Origin of the sequence: Lentimicrobium sp. S6 (assembly GCF_013166635.1) — a bacterium.
Taxonomy (GTDB): domain Bacteria; phylum Bacteroidota; class Bacteroidia; order Bacteroidales; family UBA12170; genus UBA12170.
The window spans coordinates 18,316-39,625 of record NZ_JABKBZ010000053.1 but is presented as its reverse complement, the minus strand read 5'-3'; the positions used below and the strand labels follow the sequence as shown (position 1 = coordinate 39,625).

The window sequence follows — 21,310 nt, the reverse complement described above, 5'->3', positions numbered from 1 at the left end:
TTTGGATTTTCGTAGATAATATCTTGAAGCCAGTATTCATCTTTCCCAGCATTTCGTATAAATATTTTCTTTCCTATTTTAATCTCATTTTCCATAGTGTACTGTCTTTATTTTTATGGTTGCCAACTTGTTTATATAAGTAAGTTTCTTCCACATAACTACCCCAATTTGGGTAGTTATACGGAAGTTTGGTAAAAATAACTCAAATTTTTATATCATCAAAAGGATTAGATAAAGATTTCAACTTTTTTGTACTAACATGTGTATATATTTCTGTTGTTTTACTGCTTTTATGCCCCAACATGGCTTGGATATATCTTAAATCTACTCCCTTTTCAAGGGAATGTGTTGCAAAACAATGTCGTAAAACATGTGGGGTAACAGGAAGCTTTACATTTACTTGCTCAGCTGCACTTTTTACTATTTTACCTATACTACTTCCTGAATATGGCTTTTCCCCTTGCCCTTCTAAAAAATAATCTCTTATAGCAAAATCTAAGATGTATTTTTTCAGAGGTTTTATTAATGATGTGGGCAAAGGTAATTGCCTGTCTTTGCGTCCTTTCGAATTGTAAATAGTAATAATTTCTCTGTCAAAATCAATATCCTTAAGCTTTAATATACTTAGTTCATTATTACGTAAACCTAAACTATAAAGCATAATAATGACCATTTTATGTTTGTAGTTTGTTGTAACATTTATCATCTTTTGAACATCTTCTTTACTAATAACCTTAGGTAATCTCTTTTCAAAAATAGGATATGGCAATTCTGTTCTATCTATATCCCTGTTGTATACTGTCCTGTAATAGTTGTTAACAGCACTTATTAAAATCCTTTGAAACGATGTGGAATAATTCAAATCTTCTCTTAGATAATTAATATAATCTCGAATTTTATTTTCTGATAAATTGGATATATCCTCATTCCTAAAATAATATAGAAAATGAGATACCTGACTTATATAATTCGATATAGTATTTTTGCTCTTGTTTTCAATCTTCAGTTGTTTTTCAAAATTAGGGTGTAGTTCTACTTCGCCTTTTTTTAAAGGGCTGCGATGTTTTTTAGCACTAGGATTCTCCGTTTCAACCCAAAGCATATTTCTTCCTTTAAATATGCTTTCTATAGTTTTCATATTCTCTGAATTCATAAGAACCGACCATATCTTTTTTTCTTGATGCCACCATGATCCATCCAATTTTTTAATGGATTCCTTTATGGCTAAATCAAAAGGAAACTTGATAAAAAGCCTCCCTTGTCTAATGTCTTTTTCAATGATGATATCGGATTTAGATTGATATTCTTTCTTTTTCTGAATGCTCTTGTTAATGATTTTTTTTTCTGATTCTTGATGAACTAAAAAGGCTTTTTTCAATTCCGCTTTATTAGTTTCATTATTTGCAACAAGCCAACTGCGATTAGTTTGACTCCATCGGGCTCCAGATATTTGCTTAACTTTAATTATTAATTCTTCATCATAAGCAAATTCAATAAAAATAACATCTTGACCTCTATGTGTTCCTCGCCTAAGTGTTATTTGGGGATGCGTTTCCATAATAAGCTGTATTTGAGTCTAACAAATATACAATTTTTTACAAACCCATTTTCAAACAAAGCATTATCTTTGCCCACTCAAATAATATTATGGCACTGATTTTAAATATTGATACTGCTACCCCTGTTTGCTCGGTAGCTCTGGCGCGCAATGGAAAACTATTGGCTTTACGCGAAAAAAATGAGAAGAATATACATGCTGAAATCCTTACCCAATTTATTATGGAAGTGATTGCTGAAGCAGAATGTTCATTAGCCGATTTAGATGCCGTGGCCGTGAGTAAAGGTCCTGGTTCCTATACCGGGCTTCGAATTGGAGTGAGCACCGCAAAAGGACTCTGCTATAGCCTCGATATACCTCTGATTGGTATTGGCACCATCGATTCAATGGCTCACTTTGCTGCTCAAGAGCTGCAAGGAAAGTTTAACGAGCAAGACCTTTTTCTTCCCACCATAGACGCCCGTAGAATGGAAATATATGGCGCTTTCTATAACCATAAATTAGAAGCCCAAACAGAGGTAAAACCACATATATTAGATGAAAATTCTTTTTCGGAGGAGGGTGAAAATAAAAAAATCATCCTAACAGGAGATGGTGCCGCCAAATGCCAAGAAATTTTCAAGGAGAGAGACGAGATAAAAATATACCCCGATATCCATTGCTCCAGCCAAGGCATGATACAACTCTCAGAAGAAGCGTTCAACAAGCAAAATTTTGAAGATGTAGCCTACTTCGAACCTTTCTACCTCAAAGAGTTTATTGCAGGTATTCCTAAAGTTAAAGGGCTTCGTTAAAAGGCGAAGAACAGAGAGCTAAAAGCAAAGGACTAAAGCAATCCAAAAACTCCATTGGGAAGATGACCTAAAAACCTTAACCAGGTTTCACCCCAAATAATAATCATCAACCAGGCTATCACCAGCATGGTTACTCCAAATTTAAAAGTATCGCTCCAGCTATAATGATCGGTTACATAGAGGAGGGCTGCCGGCTTAGAGTTAAAAGGTAATGCATAAACATGCTCTATCAATAAAGCCACCGGAAAAGCCAAACTCATAATTCCAAAGCCATACCTTTGGGCTACACCAATAGCTATAGGCACAAAAATTAAGGTCCGCATGGTTTTCGACTGAAAAAACAATGAACTAAAGACCATAGCAGCAGTAAGAGCCAAAAAGAAAACCCAAAATGGAGTCTGAGATCCAAGACCAATATTATCGAATAAACTATTAATACTGATACCCGCTAAACTAGTGGCTTTTAAACCAGCTCCTAAAGTATAGGCTCCTGCCGAGAATAATAAAAGGTGCCAAGGAATATCCACATCATTCCATTTCACAACTCCAATACCTGGCAAAAGAGCTACAATCGCACCCACAAAGGCAATGGCTGTTTTACTAATTCCATGATACCTATCAGTAGCCCAAAATGCTAAAACCAAAACAAATATGATAATAGATTTGATTTCATTAAAGGTGATGGGGCCTAATTTATCGTATTCCTTTTTCAACATTTCAGCTCCTCCCACAATAGAAGGTTGCTTTTCTTCTTTTGATAGAGGAAAAATGATTTTTGTTCCCACTATCCAACCAATGATAATGAGGATAATAGCCAGTGGTAAAGCGGCTTGTACCCAATCTCCATAAAGAAAATCGGAAATACCTATGGCGCCGGCAATCATAGCTCCTGCCAATAAATTAGCTCCAGAACCTGTGATAAATCCTCCAGCTGCAATATTAATTTGAAAGAGGTTTTGCAACACTAAGTTTCTTCCAAAGTTATTTCGGTTTTTACCTCCTGTGGCTCCATAAATGGCCGCTATCACCATAAAAATGGGAAGCAATATGGCCGCTTTAGCTGTGGTGGCAGATATAAATGCCGACAATACAATATTGATAAACATAAAACTGATGAAAATGGAAGTGGCATTTTTTCCAAACCTCACCATAAACCACAAAGCAAATCGTTTTGCCGATTTTGTAGCCACTAACATGCTGGCCAGTATGAAGCTCATAATGTTTAGCCACATCACCTTATGTCCCAATTGATGATAGGCATCGGTTTCTGTTAAAACCCCCGTTAAAACCAAAGCAATGATTAGTATCAGTGATGTGAGGTAGTTGGGGATGGCTTCGGTAACCCATAGAATAAGTGCTGCCACAAAAATGGCCAACATAAACACATTGGAACGACCAAAGGCATTTTTCTTTAAGGAATCCCATAATTGCATTTCATCTGCTTTCAAGTCCAATTCCGAAAAGGCTTTATCTTTAGAATAAACAGATTTATTCTCTATTTGAGGCTTTACTTTTTCATAAAAGGCCTTTTCTTCTGGCGTGGTATGAGATAATTGCACCAACTTTATCACCTTATCGCTTTTATGGTATTCTTTTAAAGCAGAAGGGGTAATATAATCTTGCTTGATATCTTGAAGAAAAGGGATGTTAAACACCCAGGCAATAAGAATAAAGGCTAAGATGGCCAATGGCCCACCCATTCGAGCCATCCATTTTTCAAAGCTTGATTTATCCTTAACTGGAAGTTTTTCAACTTTATATTGATCCATATCTAGAGGATCAAATGGGCGGGTTTCCTTCTCTGACATTTTACTTCATTTTTCAATTTCAATACTAAACTAAGCCTTCGTGCATTTGGTGCTTTTATGACTGCCCCAAGAGAAGTAAAAAAAATAAGAGTTTTCAGCATTTCTCCCCATGGAGCTTGGGCAAAAATGCTGAAAACTTCATTTAATGGATTTTTATCCTAATTGCACAAGGGTCTAATCTACCACTTGGAAAAAGGGGTTTTCATTAACATGGAATTATAATACTTTACATCACCAGTTACTTCTTCACCAAGCCATGCAGGCTTTTCAAAAGCTTCTTCTTCAGAAGATAGCTCTACTTCGGCAACAGTAAGTCCTAGGTTTTCGCCATAAAACTCGTCTACTTCAAAAGTATGCTTCCCTGATTTCACTAAAGATCTAGTTTTGTCGATAATTCCTGGCTCACAGATTTCTAATAATTCATTAACCTCCTCAACAGCAATTTCTTTTTCCCACTCGTAGCGAGAAGCTCCACTGGTATTTCCTTTTCCTTTGATGGTGATGAATCCTTTGTCGCCTTTCACTCTCACTCTTACGGTTCTTTCAGGTACAGAGGATAAATATCCTTGAGTAATACGAGTACTTTTAAACACATCTTCTTTATAGTCTCCCTTTACTAGAAATTTTCTTTCTATTTCTTGTGCCATGTTTTCTTATTTTAATGATAGATTCGTAATAATCTTAGTTGGCCAATGGCTTATTGATCCATCCAATCACCCTTTTAATCATTTGGAGATAATTGATGTTTTCCAAACCTTCTAATTCACAATCTTTAAGGGTTTTCTTAATATCTTCTACTTCGGTAGATTCTGAATTAATGGTAGCTACATGAGCTCCATTTACCAAAATATCACCCACTTCGCAAATAGTATCGTTCACCATATAGCCATAACGGGTTTTATGAACTCGTACTGCTTGTAAATCTGCGTGTTGCTCTATAATGGCTAAGAATTCCTCTTTAGTTATTTCTTCTTTATCGAAGCTGGGCATGTCTACTTGGAAAGCAGGAAATACCTCATTCACCAAAACCTCTTTTTTCATTGGAAATTCACCTTTCATCAATGGATTCCACTGTTCTAAACCATCCACGGTTTGCACATAGGTTTTAATATCCATTTTACCATCACGTATTTTAGTATTATTGATATCATTGGTTTTTGAAACGATATATATTTCTTCTGAAGAGCGTTCCCATACTTTTTGAGGAACAGTTGCTGATAGTCTTGACATTAAATAATGAGCATCCTGAAAATCTTGCCCAAATGTTCTAAATTCGAATCGTGGTTTGGAAACCTCCCCTATTTTTAATGCTTCTTTTGCCATATTATAATTTTTTAGTTTTTTACCATTCTATTTGATTGGGCCAGTCTTCTAGGCCTATAATTCGTTTAATTGCTTTAGGATAATTGATGTTTTCATGTTCATCAGTAAATCCCAATAATTTTTTAGTGTCACATACTTTTTGAGGGTCAACAGATTCCACAGCAATGGTTTTAATCAATGCGCCATTTACGTATACATCAGCGATTTCGCAAATACACTCGTTGATGGTGAAGGCATGTCTTATTTTCCAAGTATGAGCAGCTACCACATCGGGATCGTCTTTTACTATAGAGCTAATAAATTCCTTTAAGGTATATTCTTCTTTCTCAAAAACCGGAGCAGGTACACCCAAAGCTGGAAACACTTCGTTTTCCAAGGTGGCAGCTTTCATAGGAAACTCTCCTATGAGTTGTGGCAGCCACTGTTCCAATTCTTTCTTCTTCTGCACCAATACTTTTATATCCATTTTCTTCTTACGGATTTTAATATTATTTTCCGTATTCGCCAATGTCATCAGATATATTTCAGATATCTCTCTGGTTTTTTCAACCTTCGACAATTCATGCATTTTGGTTTCAATAGCATCAAAACTATTCCCAAATGCTCTAAATTCATACCTTGGAATAATATTAGTCATGATTACAAATTTTTAATTTTTAATTGATATAAAGTATTTTGAGAGTCGCTGCACACCCAAAACTGTTTCAGATTTGCATTTACAATAAGGCCTTCCAGCTGATCAATATTGTGAGAATATGTATTGATAGGTTTTCCTGTTAGGTCGCACTGATAGATGCTCCTAGATTCGTCACTAAGTATCCATATTTCTTGTGCCTCTACATCCACATACAATCCTGAATAATCCTGAGCAAAACCGAGCTCAAAACTATTGATAAGTGCTCCATCGAAAAACTCCAATAACAAACCAGGGCTATACTCATTTATGGCATACACATGATTGTTTTTGGTATTCACAGAAACACCTTCTAAACCTTTATTACTCGATGAGTTATCATAATCGAGAGGATATTCCTTTAATACTTCGCCGTTTTTATTGAGCTTCACTAATTTTTTCAAACGCTCCTCGGCTACCCAGATAAACTTACCAGATTCTTGATAGGAAACACCTTCTAAATCGTCTCCCCTAAAGCTTAATTCTTCAATAATACTTCCATCTTTATGAATTCTAAAAACAGAATTGCTATTATCGCTGACAACCAAAAACTCATCTGAATTCCATCCATGTGCTAAACCAGAGGGTTCTAAAATATCTAAAGGAAAGCTCTGTATAATTTCTAGAGGAATACTAGCAATAGGCGGTGTGGCCTGCTCTCCTGTTTCTTTTGAACAAGAGAGCAAGACAAGTACTAAAGCAAAAATAGTGCTTGTAGTAAAATACAGTAGATATGAGTTTTGTACCTTAATCACCGCTATTAATATTATTATTTACCAGTATTCGCTGCATTTGGAGTTGGAAGGTCAAAAACTTTCCAATCGTCAGCTCCATCTGTAGTTCTACCTAATGATTTATCATCTTCCAATTCACCAAATGGTCCATCTGCATTGAATTTCTCAGATGCTATGAAAAGAGTAGATTGGTCGGCTTCAAAAATCGCCACAGCTACATCACCACTAGGCTTTAATCCTGTTGGAACAAAGTAAATTCCATCTATAATTCCTTCCATATCTTCACCGGCTTCATTAGCAGCTCCAAAAACCACCATTAATTTACCACCCGCAGGAACTGTTGTAGCAGTAGCATCGGTATCAGGCACTAGATACATATCATCAGCTGTAGCTTCTTCACCTTTATCGGTGAAATAATAGCCAGCCAAATCCATTGGCATACCGCCTGTATTTACAATTTCTACCCAATCGGCAAAATCACCTTGAGCGTCTGTATAATAAGAATGGCTCTCGGTCAATACTTTTGTCATAAGCTCATTAATCAACACATTTGCTGGTTCTGGGATAATGATGCTATTGGCTTCGTTAGGGGTAGGGATATCAAATATTTGCCATTCATTTCCTCCATCATCCACTCTACCTAATGATTTATCATCCTCTAATTCTCCAAAAGGACCATCAGCATTGAATTTCTCAGAAACAGTTAATAAAGTGGTTTGGTCAGCTTCAAAAATAGCCACAGCTATGTCTCCACTAGGCTTTAATCCTGTTGGTACAAAATAAATTCCATCTATAATTCCTTCCATATCTTCCCCAGCATCATTAGCAGCACCAAAAACCACCATCAATCTACCACCAGCAGGAACAGTTGTAGCTGAGGCATCAGTATCTGGAACTAAGTACATATCATCAGCTGTAGCTTCTTCACCTTTATCGGTGAAATAATAACCAGCCAAATCCATTGGCATACCGCCTGTATTTACAATTTCTACCCAATCGGCAAAATCACCTTGAGCGTCTGTATAATAAGAATGGCTCTCTGTTAATACTTTTGTGATTAACTCATTGATAAGCACATTGGCTGGCAAGGGTTGGTCACTATTAGAAGCATTAGGGGTTGGTACATCAAAAACTAACCAATTCTCAGCAGCATCAGTTTCACGTCCTAATGATTTTTCAACTTCTAGGTCGGCAAATGCTGGCGACTCATCAATTAAAGACATATCGGCCTCAAAAAGAGCAACCGCAATATCCTTTGTTGAGCTTAAGCCTGTTGGAATAAATACTTTTCCATCAACAATACCTTCCATATCTACGCCATTGGCATCAGAAGCACCAAAAATGATGGTTAGAAAGCCTTTTGCAGGAATAGTAGTAATAGCGGCATTGGCATCAGAAATTTGATAAATATCCACATCAGTGGCATCTTTTCCTTTATCGGAAATAAAAAGGCCTCCAATATCTACAGCTTCAGCTCCATGGTTATAGAATTCTACCCAATCGCATCCGTTTCCAGCAGGGTCGGTATAATAAGGGTTTACTTCGTTTTTTGTCATTAATTCATTAACAACAACACTCTTTACTTCTGGCTCTACTGGTGGTTCTTCAGGAAGAACGAATGGTTCATCTTTAATACAAGATGAAAACAAGATGATAGAGCTTATTATAATTGAAAATATCTTTTTCATTTTTGTCATTTTTTTGATTATCAATAATTAGAAATCGATTTCAACTCGTGCTTGAATAATTCCGTAATCGTCTCCGCCATCACCCTTTGCTTCCACAGCCTGAGTAAAATCTTTAGTTAATTCACCATTCACATCGTGACCAATATAGAGTTTACCTTTTCCATTGGCATATCTGTCATGATCCACATAGTTATAGTTTAGCATCAATTTCACATTACTATTTACATGATAATTAAGACCCACAGAATAGCCATTAGCAGCTCCACCATATATTTTAGCATCAAAATCGTTGGCATTCACATAATCGAAACGGAAAGCCAATTCTAAGTCTCCCCAATCTTTACCTCTGGTAATTTGAGTGAATTCACCCTCTTTAGTGTTATAATTATACTTACCTCCGAAAATAAGCCATCCTACTTGTGCATAAGCACCATCGATATAACCTTTTTCTACACCAACTTCTTTGTTAAGCTCAGTTCCGTTTAATTGTGTTCCAATATATTCCGATTGAAAGAAGAAGTTTTTATAAGCACCGGCCAATTCAATACCATAAAGCTGTTGAGTTTCAACATTAGCAATATCGTCTGTATCTAAATATTTCTTTCTATTGATAGATGTAAAACTACGAGTGCTGTATCGGTATCCTTTATAAACTTCAGCAGAAGTTTTAGGGGTTCTGTATGAATAAGCTGCACCAATATGTAATACTTTTTCATTATCATTAAGTGGTGTTACAACCCCTCTAAAAGTAGCAGAATATCCTTCGTCTAGTCCTGCGGCTTTGTTCTTATCTTGCGACCAAATCACTTCTTCATTTTCACCTTGTGCTTGGAAATATAAACCTCCAATAAATAACCATTTTTTACCCCACTGAGTATAAGAAGCACCAATGTGACGAGAAGGAGCCATTTTACTTACTAAAGAACGCTCAATGAAAGTCACATAACGTGAAGTCGTAGTAGTCTCCATAGAGAAGTTTTCCTTATAATGACCTACTCTAATGTGTGCATAATCTTTACCATCTTTCATAAAGTAATAACCTACTATCATATCCTTCATTTCAATAGCAGAACCGGCAAAATCTAAGTCAATTTCACCATACCAGTTTTTATGTACTCTAGTTTTCATGGCAAATCGTGCTCTACGGATATTCACCCCATTTCCAATTGGATTGTAAACATCTTTTGTAGGGAAATAAGCAAAATCAACATAAACACGATTATCGAACCAAAGCTTAAAATTCTGGTCGGCAGTTTCAAAATTTAAAATCCCATTTCGAAACTCCACTGTGGCAGGCTCCCTGTCTACTTTAGCACCATAGGCGTTATATCTTACATCAGAATATAACTTTACATTCAGAACATCCTCGCCTTTCACATCGATTTCTCTTCTGTCATAATCTTCTTTATCAAAATATAGAATCTCACTTGTGAATTCATCCACTTCAAGAGTATAGAAACCATTTGCATCTGTAACAACGGCTACTTTAGAAGCGCCTCTAATTCTAACTTTAACATCGGAAAGAGGTTTTCCGTCTTCATCATAAACAGTACCTTTTATAGTTCTTGTTTGTGCCATTCCCGATAGGGGTAGAATGAGTGCCATCAACAATAAAACAATAAGGCTTTGTAATTTTAATTTTTTCATAATGTTTATATTAGTCAATAATAAAATTTTGAATTTTTACCAAAGAACAAGACTTAACAGCAGTATCACAAATTATCTACTACTACTCTGTTTCTACAATTTAATTCTGCATTTTATTTATTTCCATCACCATCTCTACAATGTATAATTTATGCTTTGTTTATCAGTACTTTATAATACTTTTACACCCTACTATTTCAAATATTTATTTATATTTTCATAATGATTTCTGTTAGGTTTTCGCTAGCAGAAATTTGCATTTTCTTGCGTAATCTATATCTATTCATCTCCACACTTTTTGGTGAAATATTTAAAATAGAAGCGATCTCTTTTGAAGACAATTCTAAGCGTAATAATGCACAAAGTCTTTTCTCATTACTGGTAAGACTGCTATAATTTTCATCGAGCTTTTGATAGAAATCAAGATGCAAATCTTCTACATATAACTGGAAGGTTTTTCTATCTTTATCCAGGTATAGATGCTCGTTGATGACCATAGATAATTTTTGCAAGCCTTTTTGTGTTGCTACATTAGTAGCAGAAGACTTAAGCTTGAGCACTTTTGTTCTTAAGTTTTGTATGAAATCGTTTTTCTGAATAATATTAAGAGCTAAAGTCATCATTTGTTTCTTTTTATATTTAATGTCGCTCTCCATTTCCTTACTCACCACATCAGTTTTTTGTTGAAAAGATTCCACTTGCTTTTGCAAACTTTTAATAATAGTTTTCTGCTCCTCCATTTCTTCTAAATGCTTTTTAATGAGTAGTTTTCTTCTTAACAGAAAGACTATCACCATAATAATAAGAATTAAAAATAATACTGTAGGTGTCACATAGAAGAAAATAGAAGGAGACTCTTTTTCAATGATTACTGGTTTTAAATCATGTTTATTTTGTATAATTTTGGAGGATGATTTTATTGAATCATTTGGTATACTAGAGACTTGAGTATGTTCTTTTACGATGCTGATATTTTCTTTATTTTCCACTTCTAAACGAAATACATTATTCACGAAAAATAAAGATAGGAATGCCAATAATCCAGCAATAATAGGAGTGGTAATCCAACCTATAGAAATACTTCCTAAGGTTTTCCAATTTACATTACGTCCTCCTTTTAAAAGACCCAGACCAATAATTGCGCCCACTATAGCTTGAGAACTAGAAACCGGAACCAATGGAATAGCAGGAAGACCTATAGATTGCATAAAATTAGAAAGGCCTTGAGAACTAAATACAAAGAGAACCATGGAATGAGAAAACACAACAACTAAGGCTGAAACGGGGCTCAATTCCATTAAATCGTTACCCACGGTTTCCATTACTCGTCTGCTATAAGTAATAATACCAAAAGCAATGGCCAAACCACCCACGAAAAATAATTGCTGCGCTCCAGATAAAACAAAAAGGCCAAAATCGATAGGATCTAGATTTATCGAAGGAACAAAAACACCCATCACATTGGCAATATTATTGGCGCCCAATGCATAGGAACCAAAGGCCCCAACGGCCAATAAACCAAAACGTAAATAAGCATCGAGCTTGACCATATGCAGTTTTGCTCTATTTAACCAGGAGGATAATAAATAATAAATAATAACCGCAAAAACACCACCCAATATAGGTCCTGCTACCCACGTGGTTACAATTTTTGTTAGAGAATGATAATCGGTGGGGTTTCCAGTATAAAAATTCCATCCGATAATGGCGCCAACAATGGCTTGTGATGTGGATACTGGAACTTTCCATTTGGTCATGGCAAAAACCGTAATCGCAGCAGAAAGCGCTACGGTAAAAGCTCCAGCCAAAGCACTCACACTTCCGAGTTTACCTAATGTATGCGATGCTCCTGCTCCTTGAATAACAGCACCAAGTATCACAAATACACTGGCAACTATGGCTGCTTTTCTAAAGTTCACCATTTTACTGCCCACAGCAGAACCAAATACGTTGGCCGCATCATTGGCTCCTAATGACCAACCCAAAAACAATCCACTCGATAAAAAGAATAGTATCATTTATATCCTGAATTTAATGGCCATAGAGGTTAATAAATCTGCTATCTCTTCTGCCTTATCAGAGATGTTTTCGATATGTAAACTAAAATATCGCAAATGGAATTTTTCAGAAAGCTTTAATCCTTCCACATCTCTAAATACTTTCCTTTTGAACTCAATAGCCAGTTTATCCGTTTCTTTCTCATAATAATAAACTTTATTGAGCTTGTCCTTCACATGATTAGGATCTATAAAGATGGCTCTACAAGCCGGAATCACCATTTCTGCAGCTTTCACACTGGTTTCTGTTAATCGTAATAAATCGTTATTCAACTCACTGGGAATCATAGGGATTTCAGCATCGAATTGACCCAGGTTTTCCTTGGCAATATCTGCTACATCATCCATTTTATCAATGAGTTGCAAAATCTCTACATGATGCGCAGGCAATAAAGACTTTAATATCAATTCATTTTCTATGGATCTGCGTAATTTATCCGCTCGTGCTTCTAGCTTGTCTAGCTTATCAAAATTATATTGGAAATTATGCTCATCTTTAATGATATAATCATTTACTCCAGATCGGAAAACGAGAATACTTTGTTCAATAGTATCGATAAATTCATCAATTCTAAGAATAATAGATTTGGCAGTTTTGAATAACATAAGCTTTCATTTAATGTACCTAGCAAAGGTAGTTTAATTGTAAATTCTATATAAACGTGTAAGTCTAAACCATATTAAAAAGGAAATAGTAAAGTAGGTTGTAGAGAATGAAAAATTTATAACTAATTAAATAACAGCCTATTTATAATTCATTGTAGAGGTGAAAAAAAAGAATAAATTGAAAATGTGGTATAATTGATGAGTTAAAAAAGGGTCCTAGAGGAGGCTAAAAAAGAATATAGTAACAGCTAGCATGCCTAAAACGAAGCCTACATATACTTGTGACGAGGAATGAGCCTTGAGTTTTAATCGGGCATAACCTACCAATCCACTCATGATAAACACCAAATAAACAGGCCATGCTGCATCAATAAAATGCACGGCAGTTAAATATAGAACAGCAATACTCATGGCACCCATAGACATGCTGTGGATAGATATTTTCCAGAATAAATTGATAGCTAATGCCAAAAATACCAAAATAGCAGCAATGACAAATACCAAAGAAAGATAGGTGAATATCTCTAATCTACTGAAAACATACCAGGTGGTTAAATAAAAAATGCCAATGATGGCAAAGGGATAGAAGCGGTCTTTTTGTGAATCGAGGTGCAAACTTTCGATGATGTTTAATCGCTTCATCATCCAAAAAAGCAAAACGGGAATGAGGAGGGTATTAATAAAAACAACTAGCAATATATATAGCCAAACCACATCGTTGCTAATAAACATAGCCTTGGTGTTGATATTCCAAAAAATCAACATCACATACAATGGCATCCACAAAGGGTGGAATAGGTAACTTATAAATATCGCTAGTTGTTTTCCCAAGTCTTAAAGCTTGATTTCCTCATCTATTTTATTGAAGATATGATACTCTAATTGATGGTAAGAGCTGTCTTCTTCTACTTTTATCCAGCTTTTTAATTCCCTATACCATTTTCTTTGTACATGACGGAATTTGCTTCTGATATAAGCATACAAAAATGGATGAACAACAATTTTTAATGATTTTTCATTTTGCTCATTGATAAGATAAGCCAAATTGTTTTGAATATCATCGGTCAATAAAACACTTGGCGTAACCTCGCCAGAACCACTACATACCGGACATTGTTCCTGAATTTCAATATTCATTTCCGGGCGTACACGTTGACGAGTTATTTGTACCAAACCAAATTTAGAAGGAGGTAAGATGGTGTGCTTAGCACGATCTTTTGCCATTTCTTCTTTCATATGAGCATATAATGCCCTTCTATTGGCTGCTTGGTTCATATCGATAAAATCGATCACTATGATTCCTCCCATATCTCTAAGTCGCAATTGTCGAGCAATTTCGCTAGCCGACTCAATATTAGTTTGGAGGGCATTATCTTCTTGAGATTTATCTTTATTCACACGATGTCCACTATTCACATCAATAACGTGCATAGCTTCTGTATGTTCAATGATAAGATAAATTCCACTTTTAATAGTCACAATTTTACCGAAGGAAGATTTGATTTGCTTGTCTACTCCTGTTTGCTCAAATATGGCTTTTCCTTTAATCAGGTTGACTATATTTGATTTTCCCGGAGCAATTCTTTCAACAAAAGATTTAATTTCTTCAGCTATGGTAGGCTCATTGATTTTAATGCTGTTGAAAGATTCGTTGAGCAAATCTCTTAATATAGTTGATGTTCTGTTCAACTCACTAACCACTTTCATTGGTGGTTTCGACTTATGATCTAGTTTCTGATATACGTTTTCCCATTTTTTAACCAGGTTCCGGAGGTCGGTATCGAGCTCTGCTACCATACGGTTTTCTGCCATGGTACGCACTATCACACCAAAATTTGGAGGACGTATACTTGTGATTAATCGTTTAAGTCTTTTTCTTTCCTCTGCGCTTTTTATCTTTTGAGAGATGCTGATTTTGTCGGAAAATGGTAATAATACCATATATCGACCTGCAAATGATATCTCGGTAGAAATTCTTGGTCCTTTAGAAGAAATAGGTTCTTTAGCAATTTGTATTAAAACACTTTGGTTTTGTTTTAATACTGTATTGATTTTTCCTGTTTTCTGAATGTCTTTTTCGAGTTTAATGCTCTGGTAGACATCTGTGCCACCAGTTCCATTCATTAAAGTTCGAATATATTTATTATATGTAAGTACTTGGGGACCAAGGTCAAGATAATGTAGAAAGGCATCGCGTTCATAACCCACATCCACAAAAGCGGCGTTTAAACCGGGCATGATTTTTCTGACGCGACCCAAATAGATATCTCCAACAGAAAAACTACTATTGGTTTTATCTTTATGCAGCTCAACAAGTTGGTTTTCTTCCAAAAGGGCGATCTCTACCTCGTTGGGGCCAGAGTTTATAACTAGTTCTCTATTCATTTAGTTAGGAACGTTTAAATATAAAAATGCAACTAACCACTTTGATTAGTTGTTTTGGGAAGAAAAAAAGGAAGGAGTATTTTGTTTTCTTTCGAAAGGGAAGAATAAAAACCAAGGCTATTTATACAAATAACCTTGGCTTTTCTAATTTAGATTATTTTTTCTTATGTCTGTTTTTTCTCAGACGTTTTTTACGCTTGTGCGTAGACATCTTATGTCTTTTTCTTTTCTTTCCGCTAGGCATATCTAGTAAGTTTAAATTATTTAACGCTGTTTTTCACTTCACCCACAAAGCTCTTTGCTGGCTTGAATGAAGGAATATTATGAGCTGGAATAATGATAGTAGTATTCTTAGAAATGTTTCTACCAGTTTTTTCTGCTCTTCTTTTGATTACAAAACTTCCAAAACCTCTTAGATATACATTTTCTCCGTTAACCATGGAGTCTTTGATAGCATCCATGAAAGCTTCAACAGTTTTTTGTACAGCAATCTTTTCAATACCTGTTTTGTTCGCAATATCTGCTACGATTTCTGCTTTAGTCATGATCTTATATTTATTTAAAATTTTATTTTCCTAAATGGGGTGCAAAGATATATTTTTTTTCAACTTTGCAAATAAAATTTGTAAATTATTTTTAGCTAATTAACTCAAAATAAATTTGTTTACTCAAAAAATGACATTTTCAAATACGCTAATCCACTGGTATGAAAAAAATGCAAGAGCTCTTCCTTGGCGAAATACTAAGGATGCATACCGCATTTGGATATCCGAGATTATACTCCAGCAAACTCGAGTGGAACAGGGTCTACCCTACTACCACCGCTTTATACAGGCTTTTCCAAATGTGCAAAGTTTACATCAAGCCTCAGAAGATCAAGTGCTTAAAATGTGGGAAGGCTTGGGGTATTATAGTCGTGCCAGAAACATGAAATTTGCCGCTCACCAAATTGTTGAACAACACCAAGGAATTTTTCCAGACGATTATAAAGAAATCATTGCATTAAAAGGAATTGGTCCTTATACCGCTGCTGCTATTGCCTCAATGGCCTTCGATTTGCCCTATGCCGTGGTGGATGGTAATGTTTTTAGGGTTCTATCGCGATATTTTGGAATAGAAACACCCATAAATTCCACTTTAGGAAAGAAAGAATTTGATGCTTTGGCGCAAAAATCATTGATAAAAAGTCGTGCTGCCACCTATAACCAGGCCATAATGGAGTTTGGTGCCCTATTTTGTAAACCCAAAAATCCTGATTGTGTGCAATGTCCTTTAATGCATACTTGTACTGCTTTTGCTTCCCAAAAAGTAGATATCTTACCCATTAAACTCAAAACACTAAAAATTAAAGAACGCTATTTGAATTTTATCCTCCTCAGCAATGGAAAGGAAATATTGATTGAAAAAAGAATTCATGAGAATATATGGAAAGGACTCTATCAATTGCCATTAATAGAAACAGAAACACAAATTCCAGAGGAGGAAATTCTTATTAGAGAAGACTTTGTGAAGTTTATAGGAGATAAGCCATTTGAGATAAGAAGTGTGCAAGAGATGGAGCATAAGCTCACTCATCGCTTATTAAAGATTCGCTTCCTATATATAATAATTGATGAATTACCTTCTACTGATTTTATAAAGCTAAAATTTGAAGAATTGAAGGATTACGCTTTTCCAAAACCTGTGGAGAATTATTTGAACAAGTATTTAAATTCATAAAGTATAATTGAGGTGTTCAAATAACCACTAATGTATAATCGAATTATTCAATTGTAATACTCTGTGTATTAGATTTTTTTGTTTGCCCCAACCCTAAAGGGAGCAAAAAAACATCAAGCTAAATCAAGTTTGCTGTGACAATTTTAATATATCGCTGATTAACTAATAGGTTATCAAACTGATAGGATAAGTAAACAATTGAGCACCTCAATTCATTTTTTATGAATCTTTCAATCATATGCAAGGCTTTTTTTTATCCTATTCACCAGAGTAAACTGATTAGCAGCTCTATCTAAATTATGATTGGCATATTTAATCTTATAGTATTGATCACCATTTAAATAATCGGTAAGAAACCTCAAACCCATAATAAAAGTGATGGTCGGTGGAGCCAGATCTAGCAAGTCCTTCTCTTTCTCACTTAAAATTCCATCTAATTCATTTATAAAAGCCCCTTTGTAAGATTTATAATACTCCAAATTAAAAGTCACTTTATCCAAATCCGTTTCATCCTCAGTACTATTACTACATATGGTACGAACCGAATCTCCAAAATCATAGTGTATGATGCCCGGCATTAAAGTATCCCAATCTATCACTGCTAAAGCTTTATCATTATTATCGAATAGTATATTACTGAGCTTGGTATCGTTATGAGTAACGCGTAATGGAATCTCACCTTGCTCATGCAGCCTTTGCAGCTTTTGCATTTCTTCTCTACTAGTCAGAACTTGTTGAATCCACTCTGCAGCTATTTTAATTCTATGCTGACGCATCGGTACAGCATCGTACCGATCCTCTCCTGCTCCATCCAAAGCTTCGTCAAACTGCTGATACCTAAACGACATTTTATGGAAATCGGGAATGATTTCATAAAGATCAGCGGCATCAAAATCATCTAATGCGCGGATAAATGCTGCAAATGCATATCCCGCTTCAGCAGCCTGTTCTTTATTTTCTGTTTTTTCAAGGACCTTAGAATCAGGAATAAAATTCATCATATTCCAGTAAAATCCTTCCTCGTCTTGATAATAGTATTGGTTTTTTAAAGTAGGATAAAAATGGAGGAGGCTTTGGTGAAAATCACATTTGTGTGCTAAATGTTGTGATACATTCACTTTATTATTCATCAGCTCTGGAATATTAGGAAAAACGAGATGATTGAGTTTTTGGAGTACATAAGATTTCAAATCTGTTTCTATGAGATAAGTATCATTAATATGTCCTGAAACCAGAGTTTGATAATCTTTGAACTCACCATCAGCAGTGAAGTTTTGATATATGTTTTTCAGCTTTTGTTTTTCCATGAGCAAATCTAATTATTTATGGATAATTAAATGTGAATCATGGAATATTATTAATGGGGAGGAAGAATATAGCTCTACGATTTACAGTTTTATCATACCTACTAACACTATTAATTCCACAGTTCAGGAGAACTGTGTTACTAGTAATCAAAAACTGTTTGCTGATAAGTAGAAGTAACGCGGCTCTCCTGAGCTGCGATTTTTCCAAACCAATTAAAACCATCTATTCTACAGTTCGGGAGAAATGTGTTACTGCTAATCAAAAACTTTTTGCTGATAACTAGAAGTAACGCGGCTCTCCTGAGCTGCCGTTTTTACAAGACTAATAACATCATCTATTGCACAGTTCAGGAGAACTGTGTTACCCTTAATCAAAAACTGTTTGCTGATAACTAGAATTAACGCGGCTCTCCTGAGCTGCCGTTTTTACAAGCCTTTTAATACTACTAAATTACACAGTTCAGGAGAACTGGGGTTTAACATATTCATAATCAAAATATAAGGCACAGCTCAGGAGAGCTGTGTTACGTATTCTAAAAAAAATGCCTAAGCTTTTCAGAAAAGGTCATTTTGAGGCTTGTGAACCGACCAAAGGGAGCTCACGAACACAGTAAAATATTTAACTGTGAGTAACTTTGAAAACAATAAGTTTACTTTTCGTAAATGTTTGTTATCAGCTCAAGCGTAACGAAAAAATTGATTTTTTGTGACAAACTTTAAAACAATCTCTCAGGATATTTTCCTGCTTTTATCAAATCCCGAATACTCTCCACCACCACTGGTCTGTCTTCTTGATAAGTCACACCAAACCAAGCTGCATCCGATTCTAAGACTTTAGTTTTGGCTATGCCCTCCTCTATCATCTCATTTACTGCAGTAGGGATATAAAATTCTGCTTTGAGCTGGTCTTTATTTTTTTGTATAAACTTGGTGAAACGAGTATTTAACTGACCAAAAAACTGAGGAGTAAAACCCCAAAAGTTCATGGAAACTAAAGTATTTTCATCTAGTTTAATTTGCTCTTTTTCCTCATTTTTAAAAAAGATACCATCGGCTTTCTTTTCAATATGAGTTCTTTCCACCACATCAATTAAATAAGCATTTTCATCGCTACTGCACTGTCCACGACTCACATATCCATTATCCGATAAGGTATTCTTTAAATTATAACCCACCATACAATTGTCATTGGCATTGGGGTCTAATTCACCAAAATATTTAGCAATGGTTTCATAGGCTTCACGTCCATAGAAATCATCGGCATTAATTACTGCAAAATTTTCTTTAATCACATCAGCAGCCATTAAAATGGCGTGTCCGGTACCATAAGGTTTCTGACGATCTGGATTTGGTGTTATTCCTTCAGGAAGTTTATCCAACTCTTGAAAAACATATGCTACTTCTATTTTTCCATCCAATTTATTTCCAATAAACTCACGGAAATCGGTTTCTATGCTTTTTCGTATCACAAAAACTACTTTTCCAAAACCAGCTTGAATGGCATCGTAGATACTATAATCGATAATGGCTTCGCCACCAGGGCCAACTTTATCTAATTGTTTTAATCCGCCATAACGGCTTCCAATTCCTGCTGCGAGAATTAATAGGGTAGGTTTATTCATTTGTTTTGTTTTTCAAATTAAAAGGGCAAAAGTAGGGAAAAAGGGAATATGTGAAAGCTATTTTTTATGTTTCACATTATCAGGATTTTGGTGGAAATCCCACAAAGATATAATCTCAATAGAATGATTTTTAAGCCTATAGAAAATACCAAACCTTCCTTCAATTAAAACTCTTACATTAGATGTTTTGGTTTGTATTCCAAGTTTTGGGTAAGAGCTTAATAATTTAACAGAAGAGCGAATATCAGAATTTAATTTTTTACTGTAGGTTTTATTACCATTTCTTTCAAAATAATAGTTCAGAATTTCGAATAAATCAATCTTTGAACTTGCTGACCAAATTATTCTTCTAACCATTGATCAACATCTTTTTCAAGCTGTTCATTAGTAATGTAATTACCAATGTTCAATTCTTTCAATCCTTGTTCAATTTTATATTCCTGTTCTACATTAGTAAGATAGAGTGTTGAATCTGTTTTTAAATCAATAATATTTTTTATTGCTGCTAAGAATGATTTATCATCTATACCAGCAATTTGATGTATCAAAATATTTTTTAGATCTATAGTATTCATTTTCTAATATTTATACAAAAGTAAGTATTTTTATAGCTAAAATCAATTTTCAATAAAAGCAAAGTTTTAAATTATTTTTTACAATTTTTCAAAAACTCTTCCACTTCCTTCCAAACCAATTCATGTCCAACTTTCTCTGACCATAAAGCTCTAGACCCATGAAATCCTTCTTCCTGAGGTAAATAGAAATACTTTTCGCCTGGAACAGCATTGTAAATAACTCGCCAATACTCCTCTTCATTTTTCGCAGAAGTGATAAACACTGGGCATTTCACTTGAGCTGCAAAAGAACTAATCGTTTCACCACTAATCTCAAAATATTCTCCAGGAGAAAATGCCAAAACTGCTTTGATATCTTCAGGATATTGGCTGGCCATATAAAAAGTTAAAGCAGAAGAATAGGAAGAACCCCAAATGATGATGTCTTGAGCTTTCAATTCTGATTTTACATACTCAAGTGTGGCTTTTAAATCGGGAATAGCATTTACGTATTTGGTTTCTTTGCCTTGTTTTTCGGCTGCTAAATGCGTTTGATTAATCACTCCATTTACTTCTTTACCAGAACGTTGATCGGTAGCTATACAATTAAAACCTAATGCATTGAGCTTAGGTGCAATACTTCTATACTCTCCCCTACTAAATCCTGCCTGATGATGAAGAATAATCCAAGGTGCAGCATCGTCTATTTTATAAAGATCAGCTGTAATTTCAATACCATCCTCCGATGGAAATTTAATGGTTTCTGTTTGAGCAAATGTGCTCATTACAAAAACACTAAAAACAATAATTAGTATATTTTTCATCTTGATATTTT

20 protein-coding genes are annotated in these 21,310 nt (G+C 35.0%); 2 read left to right on the top strand and 18 right to left on the bottom strand.

What is annotated here, in order from left to right:
• Positions 1 to 202: 202 nt before the first annotated feature.
• Positions 203 to 1,378, bottom strand: a complete 1,176-nt coding sequence (locus tag HNS40_RS15830; RefSeq protein WP_172282592.1) for a tyrosine-type recombinase/integrase — start codon at positions 1,376 to 1,378, stop codon at positions 203 to 205.
• Positions 1,379 to 1,647: 269 nt separating this feature from the next.
• Between HNS40_RS15830 and tsaB the strand changes: the two genes are divergently transcribed.
• Positions 1,648 to 2,352, top strand: a complete 705-nt coding sequence (gene tsaB, locus HNS40_RS15825) for a tRNA (adenosine(37)-N6)-threonylcarbamoyltransferase complex dimerization subunit type 1 TsaB (RefSeq protein ID WP_172282589.1) — start codon at positions 1,648 to 1,650, stop codon at positions 2,350 to 2,352.
• A gap of 32 nt (positions 2,353 to 2,384) precedes the next feature.
• On the opposite strand, the gene HNS40_RS15820 is transcribed toward tsaB, so the two are convergent.
• The 12 genes from HNS40_RS15820 to HNS40_RS15765 all read right to left on the bottom strand — a co-directional run bounded on the left by HNS40_RS15820 (position 2,385) and on the right by HNS40_RS15765 (position 15,818).
• Positions 2,385 to 4,160 carry an SLC13 family permease gene (locus tag HNS40_RS15820; protein WP_172282587.1) on the bottom strand — a complete coding sequence of 592 codons (1,776 nt, stop codon included), beginning with the start codon at positions 4,158 to 4,160 and terminating at the stop codon, positions 2,385 to 2,387.
• Positions 4,161 to 4,339: 179 nt separating this feature from the next.
• Entirely contained in the window at positions 4,340 to 4,807 is a 468-nt protein-coding gene (locus tag HNS40_RS15815) for a CYTH domain-containing protein (protein WP_172282585.1), read from the bottom strand.
• Between the two features lie 34 nt (positions 4,808 to 4,841).
• Positions 4,842 to 5,483, bottom strand: coding sequence for a hypothetical protein (locus tag HNS40_RS15810; RefSeq protein WP_172282583.1), 642 nt, complete (start codon positions 5,481 to 5,483; stop codon positions 4,842 to 4,844).
• 19 nt (positions 5,484 to 5,502) lie between these two features.
• Positions 5,503 to 6,120 (bottom strand): hypothetical protein, encoded by a 618-nt coding sequence (locus HNS40_RS15805; protein WP_172282581.1) that lies wholly within the window; start codon positions 6,118 to 6,120, stop codon positions 5,503 to 5,505.
• 2 nt (positions 6,121 to 6,122) lie between these two features.
• The gene (locus HNS40_RS15800; RefSeq protein ID WP_172282579.1) at positions 6,123 to 6,911 is read right to left on the bottom strand and encodes an SdiA-regulated domain-containing protein; all 789 of its coding nucleotides are present in this window, start codon (positions 6,909 to 6,911) and stop codon (positions 6,123 to 6,125) included.
• Between the two features lie 14 nt (positions 6,912 to 6,925).
• Positions 6,926 to 8,578, bottom strand: coding sequence for a hypothetical protein (locus HNS40_RS15795; RefSeq protein ID WP_172282576.1), 1,653 nt, complete (start codon positions 8,576 to 8,578; stop codon positions 6,926 to 6,928).
• Positions 8,579 to 8,605: 27 nt separating this feature from the next.
• The gene (locus HNS40_RS15790; RefSeq protein WP_172282574.1) at positions 8,606 to 10,225 is read right to left on the bottom strand and encodes a porin; all 1,620 of its coding nucleotides are present in this window, start codon (positions 10,223 to 10,225) and stop codon (positions 8,606 to 8,608) included.
• 209 nt (positions 10,226 to 10,434) lie between these two features.
• Positions 10,435 to 12,243, bottom strand: a complete 1,809-nt coding sequence (locus HNS40_RS15785) for an inorganic phosphate transporter (protein ID WP_172282572.1) — start codon at positions 12,241 to 12,243, stop codon at positions 10,435 to 10,437.
• The gene (locus tag HNS40_RS15780) at positions 12,244 to 12,888 is read right to left on the bottom strand and encodes a DUF47 domain-containing protein (protein WP_172282570.1); all 645 of its coding nucleotides are present in this window, start codon (positions 12,886 to 12,888) and stop codon (positions 12,244 to 12,246) included.
• A gap of 216 nt (positions 12,889 to 13,104) precedes the next feature.
• Positions 13,105 to 13,620, bottom strand: a complete 516-nt coding sequence (locus HNS40_RS15775) for a hypothetical protein (protein ID WP_172282567.1) — start codon at positions 13,618 to 13,620, stop codon at positions 13,105 to 13,107.
• Positions 13,621 to 13,722: 102 nt separating this feature from the next.
• Complete coding sequence (locus HNS40_RS15770; RefSeq protein ID WP_172282565.1) at positions 13,723 to 15,273, bottom strand: Rne/Rng family ribonuclease; 1,551 nt, start codon at positions 15,271 to 15,273, stop codon at positions 13,723 to 13,725.
• Positions 15,274 to 15,533: 260 nt separating this feature from the next.
• Positions 15,534 to 15,818, bottom strand: a complete 285-nt coding sequence (locus HNS40_RS15765; protein WP_172282563.1) for an HU family DNA-binding protein — start codon at positions 15,816 to 15,818, stop codon at positions 15,534 to 15,536.
• A 130-nt stretch (positions 15,819 to 15,948) separates the two neighbouring features.
• Here HNS40_RS15765 and mutY point away from each other — a divergent pair, with 130 nt between their 5' ends.
• Positions 15,949 to 16,992 (top strand): A/G-specific adenine glycosylase, encoded by a 1,044-nt coding sequence (gene mutY / locus HNS40_RS15760; protein ID WP_172282560.1) that lies wholly within the window; start codon positions 15,949 to 15,951, stop codon positions 16,990 to 16,992.
• Between the two features lie 230 nt (positions 16,993 to 17,222).
• Here the strand turns inward: mutY and HNS40_RS15755 are convergent, their stop codons facing one another.
• The 5 genes from HNS40_RS15755 to HNS40_RS15735 form a co-directional block, all read right to left on the bottom strand.
• Positions 17,223 to 18,299 (bottom strand): aminoglycoside phosphotransferase family protein, encoded by a 1,077-nt coding sequence (locus tag HNS40_RS15755; RefSeq protein WP_172282558.1) that lies wholly within the window; start codon positions 18,297 to 18,299, stop codon positions 17,223 to 17,225.
• 716 nt (positions 18,300 to 19,015) lie between these two features.
• Complete coding sequence (locus HNS40_RS15750) at positions 19,016 to 19,921, bottom strand: sugar phosphate nucleotidyltransferase (RefSeq protein ID WP_172282556.1); 906 nt, start codon at positions 19,919 to 19,921, stop codon at positions 19,016 to 19,018.
• Between the two features lie 57 nt (positions 19,922 to 19,978).
• Positions 19,979 to 20,278 carry a type II toxin-antitoxin system RelE/ParE family toxin gene (locus tag HNS40_RS15745; RefSeq protein WP_172282554.1) on the bottom strand — a complete coding sequence of 100 codons (300 nt, stop codon included), beginning with the start codon at positions 20,276 to 20,278 and terminating at the stop codon, positions 19,979 to 19,981.
• The gene (locus HNS40_RS15740) at positions 20,263 to 20,496 is read right to left on the bottom strand and encodes a hypothetical protein (RefSeq protein WP_172282552.1); all 234 of its coding nucleotides are present in this window, start codon (positions 20,494 to 20,496) and stop codon (positions 20,263 to 20,265) included. Before HNS40_RS15740 ends, HNS40_RS15745 begins: the two co-directional genes overlap by 16 nt.
• Before the next feature lie 71 nt (positions 20,497 to 20,567).
• Positions 20,568 to 21,299: an alpha/beta hydrolase gene (locus HNS40_RS15735; RefSeq protein ID WP_172282550.1), complete on the bottom strand. Its 732-nt coding sequence runs from the start codon at positions 21,297 to 21,299 to the stop codon at positions 20,568 to 20,570.
• Positions 21,300 to 21,310: the final 11 nt, after the last annotated feature.

Bases quoted from the DNA above. Each gene is read 5' to 3' on its own strand.
- HNS40_RS15815 (WP_172282585.1), bottom strand. From the start codon at position 4,807: ATGGCACAAGAAATAGAAAGAAAATTTCTAGTAAAGGGAGACTATAAA.
- HNS40_RS15750 (WP_172282556.1), bottom strand. From the start codon at position 19,921: ATGAATAAACCTACCCTATTAATTCTCGCAGCAGGAATTGGAAGCCGT.
- HNS40_RS15745 (WP_172282554.1), bottom strand. From the start codon at position 20,278: ATGGTTAGAAGAATAATTTGGTCAGCAAGTTCAAAGATTGATTTATTC.
- HNS40_RS15740 (WP_172282552.1), bottom strand. From the start codon at position 20,496: ATGAATACTATAGATCTAAAAAATATTTTGATACATCAAATTGCTGGT.
- HNS40_RS15810 (WP_172282583.1), bottom strand. From the start codon at position 5,483: ATGGCAAAAGAAGCATTAAAAATAGGGGAGGTTTCCAAACCACGATTC.
- HNS40_RS15735 (WP_172282550.1), bottom strand. From the start codon at position 21,299: ATGAAAAATATACTAATTATTGTTTTTAGTGTTTTTGTAATGAGCACA.
- HNS40_RS15805 (WP_172282581.1), bottom strand. From the start codon at position 6,120: ATGACTAATATTATTCCAAGGTATGAATTTAGAGCATTTGGGAATAGT.
- tsaB (WP_172282589.1), top strand. From the start codon at position 1,648: ATGGCACTGATTTTAAATATTGATACTGCTACCCCTGTTTGCTCGGTA.
- HNS40_RS15765 (WP_172282563.1), bottom strand. From the start codon at position 15,818: ATGACTAAAGCAGAAATCGTAGCAGATATTGCGAACAAAACAGGTATT.
- HNS40_RS15770 (WP_172282565.1), bottom strand. From the start codon at position 15,273: ATGAATAGAGAACTAGTTATAAACTCTGGCCCCAACGAGGTAGAGATC.
- HNS40_RS15820 (WP_172282587.1), bottom strand. From the start codon at position 4,160: ATGTCAGAGAAGGAAACCCGCCCATTTGATCCTCTAGATATGGATCAA.
- HNS40_RS15785 (WP_172282572.1), bottom strand. From the start codon at position 12,243: ATGATACTATTCTTTTTATCGAGTGGATTGTTTTTGGGTTGGTCATTA.
- HNS40_RS15780 (WP_172282570.1), bottom strand. From the start codon at position 12,888: ATGTTATTCAAAACTGCCAAATCTATTATTCTTAGAATTGATGAATTT.
- HNS40_RS15755 (WP_172282558.1), bottom strand. From the start codon at position 18,299: ATGGAAAAACAAAAGCTGAAAAACATATATCAAAACTTCACTGCTGAT.
- HNS40_RS15790 (WP_172282574.1), bottom strand. From the start codon at position 10,225: ATGAAAAAATTAAAATTACAAAGCCTTATTGTTTTATTGTTGATGGCA.
- mutY (WP_172282560.1), top strand. From the start codon at position 15,949: ATGACATTTTCAAATACGCTAATCCACTGGTATGAAAAAAATGCAAGA.
- HNS40_RS15795 (WP_172282576.1), bottom strand. From the start codon at position 8,578: ATGAAAAAGATATTTTCAATTATAATAAGCTCTATCATCTTGTTTTCA.
- HNS40_RS15775 (WP_172282567.1), bottom strand. From the start codon at position 13,620: ATGTTTATTAGCAACGATGTGGTTTGGCTATATATATTGCTAGTTGTT.